Source organism: Sphingomonas metalli (assembly GCF_014641735.1).
Classification (GTDB): domain Bacteria; phylum Pseudomonadota; class Alphaproteobacteria; order Sphingomonadales; family Sphingomonadaceae; genus Sphingomonas; species Sphingomonas metalli.
Map to the genome: position 1 here is coordinate 140,478 of NZ_BMIH01000001.1, position 13,999 is coordinate 154,476.

Annotated in this window: 14 protein-coding genes; 9 read left to right on the forward strand and 5 right to left on the reverse strand. The window is 68.7% G+C overall.

What is annotated here, in order from left to right; all coding sequences use genetic code 11:
• Positions 1 to 22: 22 nt before the first annotated feature.
• Positions 23 to 1,357: a murein transglycosylase A gene (gene mltA / locus IEX18_RS00860; protein WP_444544611.1), complete on the reverse strand. Its 1,335-nt coding sequence runs from the start codon at positions 1,355 to 1,357 to the stop codon at positions 23 to 25.
• Positions 1,357 to 2,004, reverse strand: coding sequence for a Tim44/TimA family putative adaptor protein (locus tag IEX18_RS00865; RefSeq protein ID WP_188656733.1), 648 nt, complete (start codon positions 2,002 to 2,004; stop codon positions 1,357 to 1,359). The genes mltA and IEX18_RS00865 overlap by 1 nt, the downstream gene beginning before the upstream one ends.
• Positions 2,005 to 2,159: 155 nt before the next feature.
• On the opposite strand from IEX18_RS00865, the gene secB reads away from it, so the two are divergent.
• The 3 genes from secB to trpS are packed head-to-tail and all read left to right on the forward strand — an operon-like array spanning position 2,160 to position 5,244.
• Positions 2,160 to 2,657 carry a protein-export chaperone SecB gene (gene secB / locus IEX18_RS00870; protein WP_188656734.1) on the forward strand — a complete coding sequence of 166 codons (498 nt, stop codon included), beginning with the start codon at positions 2,160 to 2,162 and terminating at the stop codon, positions 2,655 to 2,657.
• Between the two features lie 14 nt (positions 2,658 to 2,671).
• On the forward strand, positions 2,672 to 4,246 hold the full coding sequence (murJ, locus tag IEX18_RS00875; RefSeq protein ID WP_188656735.1) for a murein biosynthesis integral membrane protein MurJ: 1,575 nt from the start codon (positions 2,672 to 2,674) through the stop codon (positions 4,244 to 4,246).
• Between the two features lie 5 nt (positions 4,247 to 4,251).
• Positions 4,252 to 5,244 (forward strand): tryptophan--tRNA ligase, encoded by a 993-nt coding sequence (trpS, locus tag IEX18_RS00880; RefSeq protein WP_188656736.1) that lies wholly within the window; start codon positions 4,252 to 4,254, stop codon positions 5,242 to 5,244.
• A gap of 78 nt (positions 5,245 to 5,322) precedes the next feature.
• On the opposite strand, the gene dnaA is transcribed toward trpS, so the two are convergent.
• From dnaA to mutM, 3 genes are all read right to left on the reverse strand, one after another.
• The gene (gene dnaA, locus IEX18_RS00885) at positions 5,323 to 6,786 is read right to left on the reverse strand and encodes a chromosomal replication initiator protein DnaA (RefSeq protein WP_188656737.1); all 1,464 of its coding nucleotides are present in this window, start codon (positions 6,784 to 6,786) and stop codon (positions 5,323 to 5,325) included.
• A 420-nt stretch (positions 6,787 to 7,206) separates the two neighbouring features.
• Positions 7,207 to 7,470, reverse strand: coding sequence for a 30S ribosomal protein S20 (rpsT, locus tag IEX18_RS00890; protein WP_188656738.1), 264 nt, complete (start codon positions 7,468 to 7,470; stop codon positions 7,207 to 7,209).
• Positions 7,471 to 7,580: 110 nt separating this feature from the next.
• Positions 7,581 to 8,396, reverse strand: coding sequence for a bifunctional DNA-formamidopyrimidine glycosylase/DNA-(apurinic or apyrimidinic site) lyase (gene mutM, locus IEX18_RS00895; RefSeq protein WP_188656739.1), 816 nt, complete (start codon positions 8,394 to 8,396; stop codon positions 7,581 to 7,583).
• A 55-nt stretch (positions 8,397 to 8,451) separates the two neighbouring features.
• Between mutM and IEX18_RS00900 the strand changes: the two genes are divergently transcribed.
• The 6 genes from IEX18_RS00900 (at position 8,452) to IEX18_RS00925 (ending at position 13,785) form a co-directional block, all read left to right on the forward strand.
• On the forward strand, positions 8,452 to 9,183 hold the full coding sequence (locus IEX18_RS00900) for a class I SAM-dependent methyltransferase (RefSeq protein ID WP_188656740.1): 732 nt from the start codon (positions 8,452 to 8,454) through the stop codon (positions 9,181 to 9,183).
• A gap of 4 nt (positions 9,184 to 9,187) precedes the next feature.
• Positions 9,188 to 10,723 (forward strand): 2-polyprenylphenol 6-hydroxylase, encoded by a 1,536-nt coding sequence (gene ubiB, locus IEX18_RS00905; RefSeq protein ID WP_188656741.1) that lies wholly within the window; start codon positions 9,188 to 9,190, stop codon positions 10,721 to 10,723.
• 104 nt (positions 10,724 to 10,827) lie between these two features.
• Positions 10,828 to 11,784 carry a hypothetical protein gene (locus tag IEX18_RS00910; RefSeq protein WP_188656742.1) on the forward strand — a complete coding sequence of 319 codons (957 nt, stop codon included), beginning with the start codon at positions 10,828 to 10,830 and terminating at the stop codon, positions 11,782 to 11,784.
• Complete coding sequence (coaBC, locus tag IEX18_RS00915; protein WP_188656743.1) at positions 11,781 to 12,965, forward strand: bifunctional phosphopantothenoylcysteine decarboxylase/phosphopantothenate--cysteine ligase CoaBC; 1,185 nt, start codon at positions 11,781 to 11,783, stop codon at positions 12,963 to 12,965. The genes IEX18_RS00910 and coaBC overlap by 4 nt, the downstream gene beginning before the upstream one ends.
• Complete coding sequence (dut, locus tag IEX18_RS00920) at positions 12,962 to 13,405, forward strand: dUTP diphosphatase (RefSeq protein ID WP_188656744.1); 444 nt, start codon at positions 12,962 to 12,964, stop codon at positions 13,403 to 13,405. The genes coaBC and dut overlap by 4 nt, the downstream gene beginning before the upstream one ends.
• Positions 13,402 to 13,785: a hypothetical protein gene (locus IEX18_RS00925; protein ID WP_188656745.1), complete on the forward strand. Its 384-nt coding sequence runs from the start codon at positions 13,402 to 13,404 to the stop codon at positions 13,783 to 13,785. Before dut ends, IEX18_RS00925 begins: the two co-directional genes overlap by 4 nt.
• Positions 13,786 to 13,999: the final 214 nt, after the last annotated feature.

Consider the following 13,999-nt stretch of genomic DNA (forward strand, 5'->3'; position numbering starts at 1 on the left):
CCGCCCCCAGGCTTCCGCCTCGTCAGGGCGTAGGCGTCGCACCTGCCGCTCCCTGGCTAGCGCCGAGCCGGGCGAGCGTTCCGATCGGCACCAACAGAAAGGCCGTACCGCGAGCCGACATACCCCCCGCGACGGTGGCTGCCATGGGCCCCGCACCCCAGAAGGTGTCGAAGCGGTTCGCGCCCTTGATCGCGCCGCCGGTGTCCTGCGCGACCCAGAGCCCGGTCGCATCGGCGCGATCGGCCGAGAGGAAGATCGGAGCTCCCAAGGGCACGAACTTCGGATCGGCCGCGACGCTGACCTGCCCCGTCACCGCATATCCCATTGCGCCCTGCGGCGGACCATCGAGTTCGCGGAAGAAGACGAAGCTCTTGTTCTCCCGCATCAGTGCGCGCCCCTGATCGGGGTTGGCGCGCAGCCACGCGACGATCCCCTGCATCGACGCCTGTCCCGGTGCAAGCAGGTTACGCTGGCGCATCAGGCTGCCGATCCCGGTATAGGAACGGCCGTTCTGCGTATCATAGCCGATCCGCAGGATGGCGCCGTCCGGCAGACGTACGCGACCCGAACCCTGGATCTGCAGGAAGAAGACCTCGACCGGGTCGGCCGCCCAGGCCAGCACCGGCGCGGTGCGCGCGATCGCGCCCTCCTCGATCTGCGTCCGGTCGTAATAGGGGACAAGCGTCGTACCGCTGACCCGCCCCCGTACCTTCTTGCCCTTCAGATCATCGGAGAATTGCGCCAGATCGACGTCGATCAGGTCGGTCGGTCGACCGTAGATCGGCACCTCATAGCCGCTTCGGCGATCGAGCGAGCCGCGGATCTCGGGCTCGTAATAGCCGGTCGCAAACGCCTTGCCGTCGCCGACCTGCACGGCCTCGAACCATTGCGCGAAGAAGGCGCGCGCATCGCCGCCGGCTCCCGCCGCCGCGCATGCGCCTTGCCAGTCGGCGCCCCGGGTCAGGCCGGACTGATCGGTGCGTCGCATCAGCCCCGGGCAGGATCGCGCGAAGGCCGCGCGCGCCGCCTCGGCCTGAACCGCGGTGATCGGCAGCGAGGCGATCGGCGGTCCGGCAAGCACCCCGGAGGCCGCCGCGGACGTCGCTGCTGCGGGAACGAACGCCGGCTGCGCCGGCAGCGGCACGGATCCGACGATCTGTCCGGTCGCGCCCCTGATGTCCTGCGCGGCCTCATCGCGAACAAGATGGTGGCGAGGCCGCTCAACACTCGCCCTCGGTGCCTCGACGCCGGGCCTGGCGGGCGGAACGAACCCGCCGACGCATCCGCCGATCGCGAGCGCGAAGGACAGCCCGCCCCAGCGGGCCGCCCATGACCACACCACCCGTATCCGCAAGATCACGCCTCGTCTGTGTCGGCGAGCGTCCAGTTCGGATCGGCGCTCTTCAGCGTCCGGGTGAACGTCCAGACATCGTGCGAGTCGACCGCGTCGGTCAGCGAGCCCGCAACCACCTGGCCTTCGGCATTCCGCGTCACCGCGGCGATATCGGCATCGAAGCGGATCGTGATCCGCGCCTCGCGCCCTTCGACCTGCGCATCGACGATCGTCGCCCGCTCGATGGTCACGAGCCGGTTCTCCAGCGTCTCGCCGGCAGCCTTGCGCGCCGCGATCGACTCGGCAAACGCCGCCCGGACATCGGGTTCGACCAGCGCGGCCAACGCCGCCTCGTCCCCGCGCCAGAAGGCCTCGAGGATCATGCGGTACGCGCCCTTGGCACCGTCGAGGAACCGGGCGACCTCGAAGCCGGGCTCGCCCGACACGATCGCACGCAGGCCCGGCTCTGCCCGCGGCTCGATATTGCGGTCGGTGCGCTCGCGCGGCTCGGCGACCACGTCCACCGTGCGCGCAGCCGGGGCGATTGCCGGGCGATCCTCGGCAGCCCGCGGCAGCGGCTGTTGCTCGTGCCCGGTACGCTTGCCGAGCACGCCATAGAGGCGGAGCGCCACGAAGGCGGCGATCATGGCGAACACAACTACGTAGAGCACTGGGCCTCCGATCTTCGCGCCAACATAGGCGCAACGCCGCGGCTATTCAAACCCGGCCCGTTGAAACTGCACCGGGGCGCTGCTAGGCGCGCCCGACCGGATCGAACGCGCGGACTCGCCGCTTCGCTCCCCCGTTATCGTGAAGGAAGAACGACATGGACGATCTGGACACCGGCGCATCGCAGCAGCCCCTGGGCAACGGCGCCGACACCGCACCCGCCGCGGGCCTGATCTCCCAATATGTCAAGGATCTCTCCTTCGAGAATCCGAATGCGCCGGCGATCTTCCAGAGCCAGGCGCAGCCGGCGATCGACGTGCAGTTCAACATCGGCGCGACCCAGGTTGCGGACGAGGTGCATGAGGTGGTGCTGAAGATCGACGTCCGCGCCGAGGTCGACAACCAGGTCGCCTTCATCGTCGACCTGTCCTTCGCCGGCCTGTTCGGCTTCCGCAACGTGCCGGCCGACCAGATCCAGCCCTTCATGCTCGGCGAGGCTCCGCGCCTGCTGTTCCCGTTCGCCCGCCGCGTGCTGGCCGATGCGGTGCGCGACGGCGGCTTCCCGCCGCTGCTGCTGGAGCCGATCGATTTCGGCCAGCTCTACCTCCAGCAGGCCCAGCAGCAGCCGAACACGACCGAAGTCGGTCAGGCCTGATCCGCCGCTGATCCATGAACCTTTCCAAGGCGCTGGGCTCGGTCGGCGGGCTGACGCTGGCCAGCCGCGTCTTGGGACTGGTGCGCGACGCCTTGTTCGCGCGCTTCGTCGGCGCAGGCTTCGCGTCCGACGCCTTCCTGATCGCCTTTCGGCTGCCCAACATGTTCCGCGCCCTGTTCGCGGAAGGGGCGTTCTCGGCCGCCTTCATCCCGATGTTCAACCGCAAGGTCGCCGAAGCGGGCAGTGACGGCCTGCCGCAGGGCGTTCGCTTCGCGGAGGACGCGCTTTCGGTCCTGCTGCCGATCCTGATCCTGATGACCGCCGCGGTCGAGGTCGCGGCCTATCCGGCGACCTGGCTGCTCACCTGGGGCTTCAACGACGCGACGCCGGCGCAGTTCGCCTATGTGGTCGAGCTCTGCCGGCTGACCTTCCCCTATCTGCTGCTCATCAGCCTGGTCTCGCTGTTCGGCGGCATCCTCAACTCGCTCCATCGCTTCTGGGTCGCCGCCGCCGCGCCGATCCTGCTCAACCTGACGCTGATCGTCGCCCTGCTCGTCTTCCATGCCGAGACCCCGCTGCTGACCGCGCGGAACCAGGCGATCGCCGTCACTCTCTCGGGCGCGCTCCAGCTTCTCTGGCTCTGGTGGGCGTGCAGGCGCGCGGGCGTGTCGCTGCGGCTGAAGGCCCCCCGCCTGTCGCCGGACGTGAAGCGACTCCTCGCGCTGATCTGGCCCGCGGCGGCAGGCGCCGGCGCGGTCCAGATCAACCTCGTCATCTCCACCGCCCTCGCCGCGCGCATGCTGGAGCACGGTTCGGTCACCTATATCTATATGGCCGACCGGCTGAACCAGCTGCCGCTTGGCCTGGTCGGCATCGGTCTCGGCACGGTGCTGCTGCCCACCATCTCCCGCCTGCTCGGCAAGGGCGACGAGGCTGGCGCGATGGAGACCCAGAATCGCGGGATGGAGCTGGCGCTGTTCCTGACCCTGCCGGCAACGGTCGCGCTGATCATCTGCGGCCTGCCGATCGTCGCCGCCCTGTTCCAGCACGGCGCATTCTCCGCGACCGACTCGGTCGCGACGGCGCAGGCGCTCGCCGCCTTCTCGATCGGCTTGCCGTCCTACATCCTCGTGAAGGTGCTGACGCCCGGCTACTATGCCCGGTCGGACACGCGCACGCCGGTCCGCTATGCGACCGTGTCGATGGCGGTGAACCTGATCCTCAATCTCGCGCTGATCGTGCCGCTCCGGCATATGGGACCGCCGCTCGCGACCGCCATCGCCTCCACGGTCAACGTCGCGCTCCTCTATCGTACGCTCGTGCAGCGAGGGCATTTCCAGGCGGACGCGCAATTGCGCCGCCGGGCGCCGCGCCTCGCCCTTTCCGCCCTGCTGATGGGCGCGGCGATGTGGTTCCTCAACGACCTCTTCCACCCCTTCGTCACCGGCAGCACGATCGAGCGCTGGGGCGCCATGGCGGCGCTGGTCGCCACCGGCGTCCTCGTCTATGCGGCGGCGGTGTTCGTAACGGGGGCGGTCCGACCGGCGGACCTAAAGCGCCTGATCCGCCGCCCCGCCTTGAAGGAATAATCGACGTGCGTATCGTTTCCGGCATCCAGACGACCGGCAATCTCCATCTCGGCAATTATCTGGGGGCGATCCGGCAGTGGGTGGCGATGCAGGAACAGGGGGATGCCCTGTTTTTCCTTGCGGACCTGCACTCGTTGACGATCGCCATCGACCCCGCCGAACGCGCGGCGACCACGATCGAGATGGCCGCGACCCTGCTTGCTGCCGGGATCGATCCTGACCGCGCGATCCTGTTCAACCAGGCCCGTGTCCCCGCGCATGCCGAGCTGTGCTGGATCCTGCAGGGGACGGCGCGGATGGGGTGGCTGGGCCGCATGACCCAGTGGAAGGACAAGGCGGGCAAGAACCGGGACAGCGCCTCGGTCGGTCTCTTCACCTATCCGGTTCTGCAGGCGGCGGACATCCTCGCCTATCAGGCGACGCATGTTCCCGTGGGTGACGACCAGAAGCAGCATCTGGAGCTGGCGCGCGACATCGCGATCAAGTTCAACACCGATTTCGGCGTCGAACTGTTCACCTTGCCGGAGCCTTATATCTCGCCGGCGGCGCCGCGGATCATGTCGCTGCGCGACGGCAGCGCCAAGATGTCCAAGTCCGACCCCTCCGACGCCTCGCGAATCAACCTGACCGACACGGATGACATGATCGCGCAGAAGCTGCGCAAGGCACGCACCGACGCCGAGCCGCTGCCGGCGACCATGGCGGCGCTGGCGGATCGCGCGGAGGCGCGGAACCTCGTCACCATCTTCGCGGCTCTGGAGGGGAGCGCACCGGACGCGGTGCTCGCGCGCTTCGAAGGTCAGGGCTTCGGTACGTTCAAGCCCGCCCTTGCCGACCTCGCCATCGCCGTGCTCGGCCCGATCCGTGCGCGGCTCGTCCAGCTGCTCGACGACCGCGCCGCGGTCGCCGCCGTTCTGGAGCGCGGGGCCGAGCGGGCTCGGTCGCTCGCGGCGCCGACGCTGCTGGCTGCCCAGCGCGCGGTCGGGCTGCAAGTCTGATCCCGCGCCGCCAGCAGGCGGTGACGACCGACAGCAGGTAGGCCAGCACCATCCGCATCCGGCGGACGGCGCCACCGGTCACGCGCCGAGTTCCCGCATCAGCAGCCGCACGGCCGAGTCGACCTCGCGATCGCTATCGCGCAGCTCCTCGATCCGACGCACCGCATGGATGACGGTGGAGTGATCGCGGCCGCCGAACTTGCGGCCGATCTCCGGCAACGATCGCGTCGTCATCCGCTTGGCGAGATACATGGCGATCTGTCGCGGCCGCGCGACCGCGCGTGCGCGCCGCGCCGAGACCAGATCGAGCGGCTTCAGCTCGAAATGATGGGAGACCGCCTTCTGGATCTCGTCGATCGTCACCCGCCGCTCGGCGCCGCGCAGCGCCTCGCCCAGCGTCTGGACGGCGAAATCGAGATCGAGGCGTTCTCCGGTCAGCTGCGAATAGGCGACGACGCGGTTGAGCGCGCCCTCGAGCTCGCGGATGCTGTTGTGGATTCGCGCAGCGATCAGATCGAGGACCTCGCCGGGTATCTCTGCCGCGGGCATCTCGCCGGCCCGCTGAGCGAGGATGGCGCGCCGCAGGGTGACGTCCGGCGCCCTGATGTCGGCGACGAGACCGGCGGACAGGCGGCTGACGATGCGCGGCTCGACTCCGTCGAGCGACTGGGGCGACCGGTCCGCAGCGATCACCAGTCGCTTGCCGGCGCCGACCAGCTCGTTGATCGTATGGAAGAACTCTTCCTGGGTCGCGTCCTTGCCGGCGATGAACTGCAGGTCGTCGATCAGCAGCAGATCGGCCGAGCGGAGCCGCGCCTTGAACGCGAAGGTGTCCCGCGCCCGCATCGCCGCGACGAATTCGAACATGAAGCGCTCGGCCGACATGCACAGCACGACCGCGTCCGGATGCGCGGCGATGAAGGCATGGCCGATGGCATGCATTAAATGGGTCTTGCCCTGCCCGGTCGCGGCATGGAGGAACAGCGGAGAGAAGCGCGGCACGCCCGGCTCGGCGATCGCCCGCGCCGCGTTGCAGGCCACCCGATTCGACGCGTCGCCCACGAAGCGGTCGAAGGTCAGCCGCGAATCGAGCGCGGGCCGCTCGATCGGCGCACCGGCCGCACGCAGCGCGACCGCCGGGACGGGCGCGGGCTGCGGCGCAGCAGCCGGAGCTGCCGGCAATATGGTGATCGCGGCAGACGACGGCGCCGGCACGGTCTCGCCATCCCCCTCTCCGGCGAGCATCAGCGCGATCGGCTGGGGGCCGGGCAGGCGAGTCTCGATCACGACATTCTGCACTTCGGGCAGGATCTGCCGGAACTCCATGTGCAGCCGGTCGGCGTAATGGCTGCGCACCCAGTTCGTCATGAATGCCGATGGCAGCGCCAGCCGGACGACATCGGGCTCGTCCCCCTCGATCAGCTGGATCGGCTTGAGCCATTGATCGAACAGGCGCGTGCCCGCCGTCTCGCGCAACGACGAACGCACGCGCGCCCAGGCCTTCGCCTGTTCGCTCGCCGATCCTCGCTGCCAATGGCTCACGCACGCACTCCCTCTTCGGCGAAAGCAGGTGCTTCGCCGTTCTTCCGATCACACAGGCAACAAGCCCCCGTTGGGCATCCCGAGGAATGCCCGGCCCTTGCTCAAATGCTGTCATGGCGCCCGGTGGTCACCGATGGCGTGGGGGCATTTATGAAGGTCGCGCGAGTCCAATCAAGCCCGCCGTCGGCCATAAAATTGAAATAAAGCGGATTGACACGCCCAACCCCGCAGAAATCCGTCAAACTTTCTTATAAGCCCTTGATATCACGTACTTTTCTTGGCGTTTTGTTGGACCTTTCCTACCGGAATCTGAGCTTTTCCGCCATTTCTGGCGAGGGGCTGCTTGGTTCCCGCGCACGCACGAAAAAACCCGCCGGAAATGCTTCCGGCGGGTCGTTCGATTTCAGCCTTGAGGGCGTGTCAGGCGAGCGCCGACACCCGCTTTGTGAGGCGCGAGAACTTCCGGCTGGCGGTGTTCTTGTGGAGCACGCCCTTCGCCACACCGCGCTGCAGCTCCGGCTGCACCGCCGCCAGCGCTTCGGTCGCAGCGGCCTTGTCGCCCGACAGCAGCGCTGCCTCGACCTTCTTCACGAAGGTCCGGATACGACCGACGCGGGCACCGTTGATCTCGGCACGACGCGCGTTGCGACGGATACGCTTCTTGGCTTGCGGCGTGTTCGCCATCGACAGTCCCTTAAAATCCAGAAATGAAAAGGGAGCGCGAGACAAGCCTCACGCTCACCGGTTGGTGGCGCCTTATCGCCTCTGGTCGCTCCGGTCAACCATGGCCGCGGCTAGCCGCGCTGGCAGCGGGCGCACCAGAAGGTCGACCGGCCCGATTCGCTCCGCCGTCTGACGGCGGCTCCGCAGGAGCATGGGTCGCCCTCTCGCCCATAGACCAGGAACTGCTTGGAGAAATAGCCGAGCTCGCCGTCGGGAGCGGCGAAGTCGCGCAGTGTCGATCCGCCCGCATCGATCGCCGCGAGCAGGACGGCACGCACCGAATCGATCAGCCGCTCGAGACGGGGCAGCGCGATCCGTCCCGCGGCCCGCGAGGGCGCGATCCGGGCCATATGCAGCGCCTCGCAGACATAGATGTTGCCGAGGCCTGCGACGATCCGCTGGTCGAGCAGCATCGCCTTGATCGGCGCCGACCGGCCGTCGAGCGCGGCCAGCAGGTAGTCGGCGGTGAAATCCGGACCGAGCGGCTCCGGGCCCATCGCCCCGAATGCCGGATAGGCTCCGATTGTCCCGGTCGGCACGATGTCGAGAAAGCCGAAGCGCCGCGGGTCGTTCAGCGCCAGGCGACGACCGGCCGCGGTGTCGATCAGCAGATGGTCGTGCGCGATGGTGTCGCCCGGGTCGACGCGCCAGCGTCCCGACATGCCGAGGTGGAAGATCAGCGTATCGTCGCGATCGGTCGCGATCAGCCCGTATTTCGCCCGCCGCCCCAGGCCGGTGACGACGGCCCCTTCGAGCCGCTGCCGCAGGTCGACCGGGATCGGCTTGCGCAGGTCCGCGCGCTGCGGCGCGACCCGGATCAGGCGTTGACCGAGAAGCACGGGGGTCAGCCCGCGAACCGTGGTTTCGACTTCGGGAAGTTCTGGCACCCCTCTGAGCTAGGTTGGGTTTGCTCCGCCCACAAGGCGCGGCTAGGGCGGTAGGATGACCGACACCGTCTCCTTCGGCTATGAAGACGTCGCCCCCGCCGAGAAGACCGCCCGCGTCGGCGGCGTCTTCGCCAGCGTCGCATCCAGCTACGACCTGATGAACGACGCGATGTCGGCCGGGATGCATCGCTTGTGGAAGGACCGCTTCGTGCGCCGGGTCAAGCCGCGGGCGGGCGAGCAGATCCTCGACATGGCCGGCGGCACCGGCGATATCGCCTTTCGCATGGAGTCCAGCGGCGCCAGGATCACCGTCGCCGACATCAATCCTGCGATGCTCGAAGTCGGCATGGACCGGGCGCGCAAGCGGGGCATCGACAGCCTCGTCTGGACCGAAGCCAATGCCGAGACGCTGACCTTCCCCGATCGCTTCTTCGATGCCTATACGATCGCCTTCGGGATCAGGAACGTCACCGACATTCCGGCGGCGCTGCGCGAGGCGAATCGCGTCCTCCGCCGCGGCGGCCGATTCTTCTGCCTCGAATTCTCGACCGTCGAATGGCCGGGCTTTGCCGAGGTCTATGACGCCTATTCGCACCACCTCGTCCCACGCATGGGCCAATTGCTGGCACGCGATGCGGACAGCTATCGCTACCTCATCGAATCGATCCGACGTTTCCCGCCGATGCCGGCCTTCGAGGCGATGGTGCGCGAGGCCGGCTTCGTGAACACCCGGGTCGAACCGATCATGGGCGGTCTTGTCGCGATTCATTCGGGCTGGAAGATCTGACCTGGTGGCCGCATCGATCGTCCATGTCTGGCGGCTCCTGAAATGGGGTCGCATCCTTGCGCGCCACGGCGCCCTGCGCGGGATCGAGCGGGACCCGAATACGCCCGCCCCGGTCCGGCGACTCGCCCGGATCGCGCGCTTCGGCGCGCGCGTACCCTCGGCGCCCCGCTACGCCGATGCGTTCCAGGCGATCGGCCCGGCGGCGATCAAGCTGGGCCAGACCCTGGCGACCCGTCCCGACCTGGTCGGCGAAGCGGCGGCCGCCGACCTGCTGCGCCTCCAGGACCAGCTGCCGGCGGTCCCCTTCGCCACGATCCACGCCGCGCTGACGGCCAGCCTCGGCCGCGATCCCGCGACCATGTTCGCCAGGATCGAGGAGACCCCGGTCGGCGCCGCGTCGATCGCGCAGGTTCACCGCGCCGTCACCACCGATGGCCGGCAGGTCGCGGTGAAGGTGCTGCGCCCGGGGGTCGAGGAGGACTTTGCGCGGGCGATCGACACCTATGAATGGGCCGCGGCGCATCTGGAGGCGATGAGCCCCGAGGCGCGCCGGCTTCGCCCCCGCCTCACGATCGAGAATTTCCGTCGGTGGACGCTCCGCGAACTCAATTTCCGGCGCGAGGCGGCGTCCGCCTCCGAACTGGCCGAGGCGATGACGGCGGAACCCGACTTCGTCGTTCCGGCGATCGACTGGCAGCGTTCGACCGCCAAGGTCCTGACGGTCGAGTGGGTCGACGGGATCAAGCTTTCGGACCGCGCCGCTCTGGTCGCCGCAGGCTATGACCTGCCGAGACTGGCGCAGACGCTGGTCCGGGCGTTCCTGCGCCAGGCGATCGCCGAGGGCTTCTTCCACGCCGACATGCATCAGGGCAATCTCTTCGCCCTGCCCGGCGACCGGCTGGCCGCGATCGACTTCGGCATCATGGGCCGCATCGATCGCCGGGCCCGGATCTGGCTCGCGGAGATTCTCTACGGCTTGATCACCGGCAATTACCGACGCGTCGCGGAAATCCACTTCGAGGCGGGCTATGTTCCCGCGCATCACAATGTCGCCGAGTTCGCGACGGCCCTCCGCGCCGTTGGCGAGCCGATGCGCGGTCTTCCGGTCAAGGACATGTCGATCGGCATGATGCTCGACGGCCTGTTCTCGATCACGCGCGACTTCGACATGGTGACCCAGCCGCATCTGCTGCTGCTGCAGAAGACGATGGTGATGGTCGAGGGGGTCGCGACCAGCCTCGACCCGGAGATCAACCTGTGGGATTCGGCCGCGCCCTTCGTGCGCGAATGGATCCGGACCGAACTGGGGCCGGAGGCCGCCGTGGCGGACCGGATCATCACCGATCTGCGGACGCTCGCCGGCCTGCCCGATCTCGTCCGCCGGATCGAGGCCCGCTATCCCGCGCCGGGCGGCGAGCCGCCGGCGCCGCCGCTGAAGGAGGTCGAGATCATCCGGCTTGGCGGCGGCTGGCGCTACGCGGCCGTGGCGACCGTTTCCGCGGCCGCCGCGGTAGGCGCTACCTTGCTCCTCGTGCACTGAGCATGGCGCGGGTCAGGCCCCCGCTTTTGCTGAGAACGTCCACGCGCTGGGCGGGACTGTCGCGGTCATCCGCGCAGCTGATTCTCGGGGGGATCCCCCTGCTCGTGCTGGCGGCGCTGCTCCTCCCACCTGCCGGACTTGTGCCATGGGAGGCGGAGATCGGCTTCCACCACGCCCTTGCCGATCGGATCCGGCACGGCGACGAGGACTTCTACACGGCGGCGCTGGCGGCCCTGCGCGCGAGCGGCCTGCCCGCCGGTCCCTTCACCGCGATTCCGCTGCCGCTTACGGCAACGATACTCGCCGCCGTTCCGTCTCTCGCGGCGACACTGGCGCTCTCCCTTCTGGTGACGGGCACCGGGCTGGCATGGGCAAGGCACGTGGCGTCGGGGATCGCCGGACGCGCAATCGTCTTCGGCCTGGTGCTGCTGGGGGGTGGAGCGACCTTCGCGCCCGGCATGATCACGGTGCCGGCGCTTTGGGCGGGATGGCTGATCACCCTGTCGCTGGCGCTTCGCCGGCCGGGCCATTGGCTGGACGCCGCCGCGCTCGGCGCCGCCGCCGCGCTGCTGCACGAGGGCGCCGCCTTCTATATCGTCGTGATGGGGGCCTGGGCCTGGCGCGATGGCAGCCGCAGGGAAGCGCTGGCCTGGTGCGCGGCGCTGGTGCCGCTCGGGCTGGCCCTGAGCGCACATGTCTATGCCTCGTCGCTGGTTGCCGGAGCGGTCGCGGGCGCCGCCGCGGCATCTGCCGGACCGGGTCCGGCGCTCGCCGAAGTCTTCGGAGCGGGCGGATATCTGTCGCCCCGCCTCGCGGCCCCGGTCGCGATCGTCGTACTCCTTGGCTGGAGCGCGTGGCGCGATCCGATTGCGGTCCGTGCCGCCACGGTCCTGGCGGCGTACGCCATAGTGTCGATCGCGCCGACCGGCTCGTCTCTTCTGCCGCTGCTCTGCGCGCCGATGGCCCTGATCGGTCTGGCGCCAGCGGTGGACGGTCTGCGCGACCTGCTCGCCGCCGCGCTCGACAGGCGGCGGATCACCGTGACAAGGGTCGTACGATGAAGCGAATCCTCCTGATCGTCGGTGGCGGCATCGCGGCCTACAAGGCGTGCGAGTTGATCCGGATCCTGCGCCGCCGCGGGCATGCCGTACGCTGCGTCCTGACCGAGGGGGGCAGCCATTTCGTCACGGCGATGACGCTCGCCGCTCTCAGCGAGGACAAGGTCTACACCACGCTGTGGGACCTGAAGGACGAGGCGGAGATGGGGCATATCCAGCTCAGCCGCCAGGCAGACCTGATCCTCGTCGTGCCGGCCACGGCAGACCTGATCGCCCGCATGGCCGCCGGCATGGCCGACGATCTCGCCACCACGCTGCTTCTCGCGACCGACACGCCGGTGCTGGTCGCACCCGCCATGAACGTGCGGATGTGGGACCATGCTGCGACCCGGCGGAACATCGCGCAGCTTCGATCCGACGGTATGACGGTCCTCGATCCCGACGAGGGCGCCATGGCCTGCGGGGAATATGGGTCGGGCCGATTGCCGGAGCCAGCCGTGATTGCAGACGCTGCCGAGGCCCTGCTCGCGCCGGCGAGTCGTCCCCTGGCCGGACGACATGTCCTCGTCACCGCCGGGCCGACGCACGAGCCGATCGATCCGGTCCGCTACATCGCGAACCGCTCGTCGGGCCGCCAGGGCTACGCCATTGCCGAAGCGCTGGCCCGCCTGGGGGCCCGGACGACGCTCGTGACCGGTCCGGTCGGCCTGCCGACGCCCTTGGGCGTCCGCCGTATCGACGTCGAGACCGCAGACGAGATGGCGGCGGCGGTGGCCGCCGCACTGCCGGCGGATGCCGCCGTCATGGTGGCGGCCGTCGCCGACTGGCGCGTCGCGCCAGCCATGCACAAGATCAAGAAGGGCAGCGGCGCTCCGACGCTCTCGCTGATCGAGAATCCCGATATCCTCGCCGCGGTATCGCATGCGGTTCCGCGCCCCCGGCTGGTCGTCGGCTTCGCGGCGGAAACCGAGCATGTCATCGAACATGCCAAGGCGAAACTGCTGCGCAAGGGGTGCGACTGGATCGTCGCCAACGACGTATCGCAGGGCGTCATGGGGGGGCCAGCCAACCAGGTGCATCTCGTGACCCGGGACGGTGTCGAGACATGGCCTCGCGACGCCAAGGAGCGGGTGGCGGCGGGGCTCGCCGAGCGTATCGCCGATGCGCTAGGAGCCGAATCATGAGCGAGATAGCCATTGCCGTTCGCCGCCTGCCGCATGGCGAGGGATTGCCCCTGCCGGCCTATGCCACCCAAGGTGCCGCCGGAATGGACATCGTGGCCGCCGAGAGCCTGACGCTCGAGCCCGGCAGTCGCCATGCGGTGGCGACGGGTTTCGCCATCGCCATTCCGCCGGGCTTCGAGGTACAGGTCCGGCCACGATCCGGCCTGGCGCTGAACCACGGCGTCACCTGCCTCAACACGCCCGGCACGATCGACGAGGATTATCGGGGCGAGGTGAAGGTCATTCTCGCTAATCTGGGCGACCGGCCGTTCGAGGTCCTGCGGGGAGAACGGATCGCGCAGCTCGTACCAGCCGCGGTCCAGCGCGCCACGTTGCAGGAGGTCGAGATGCTCGACGAGACAGCCCGCGGCGCGGGTGGTTTCGGATCGACCGGACAATGATCGCCGCGCTTCTGCTTGCTGCATTGCAGCCCGCCGCACACGGTCCGCCACCGGTCGAGGGCTGGGACTCCTTGCCGGTCTTCCCCCTTCCCCGCGTCGCGAACGTCACCGACGAGGCCGAGTTCGTCCGCCGGGAAGTGGAGGCCGGCCGGTGCGCGGCCGCTCTGCACGACGGCGCGACCATGCGTCTGTCCGCCCCGGTCGCGATCCGCGTGGATGGCAGCGGCGTGGTTCGGCAGATCGTGCCGCAGGCGATCGGGTGCCCGACCGTCGAACAATATACCGTGGGTTTTCTGCAAGCTCTGACTCGCGGGGGACCGGGTTCGTCCGCGCCGCTCCGCGCCGGCTGGTATAATTTAACCGTTGGCTACAGCTGGTAACTACCGTGGCCAAGCCGGCGAATTGCGATGACTGGTGCAGTAGTTCGCACATCCTTCATTCTTTGACGCTAGGAAAATCGCGCCGCACCGGCTAAACTGTCGTCGCTGCATCACGTGACTGATTGCGGGGGTGTAGTGTCGTCGGCTTGTTTTGTGCGCTGCGGTGTGCAAAGGGGTCGGTGACGACCACAAAGGGAGTTCAACATGCGTCTTG

What these genes read in the sequence shown, in the direction of transcription:
- coaBC (WP_188656743.1), top strand. Translation starts at nt 11,781, where the DNA reads ATGAAGCGAATCCTCCTGATCGTCGGTGGCGGCATCGCGGCCTACAAG.
- murJ (WP_188656735.1), top strand. Translation starts at nt 2,672, where the DNA reads ATGAACCTTTCCAAGGCGCTGGGCTCGGTCGGCGGGCTGACGCTGGCC.
- dut (WP_188656744.1), top strand. Translation starts at nt 12,962, where the DNA reads ATGAGCGAGATAGCCATTGCCGTTCGCCGCCTGCCGCATGGCGAGGGA.
- secB (WP_188656734.1), top strand. Translation starts at nt 2,160, where the DNA reads ATGGACGATCTGGACACCGGCGCATCGCAGCAGCCCCTGGGCAACGGC.
- IEX18_RS00900 (WP_188656740.1), top strand. Translation starts at nt 8,452, where the DNA reads ATGACCGACACCGTCTCCTTCGGCTATGAAGACGTCGCCCCCGCCGAG.
- IEX18_RS00925 (WP_188656745.1), top strand. Translation starts at nt 13,402, where the DNA reads ATGATCGCCGCGCTTCTGCTTGCTGCATTGCAGCCCGCCGCACACGGT.
- rpsT (WP_188656738.1), bottom strand. Translation starts at nt 7,470, where the DNA reads ATGGCGAACACGCCGCAAGCCAAGAAGCGTATCCGTCGCAACGCGCGT.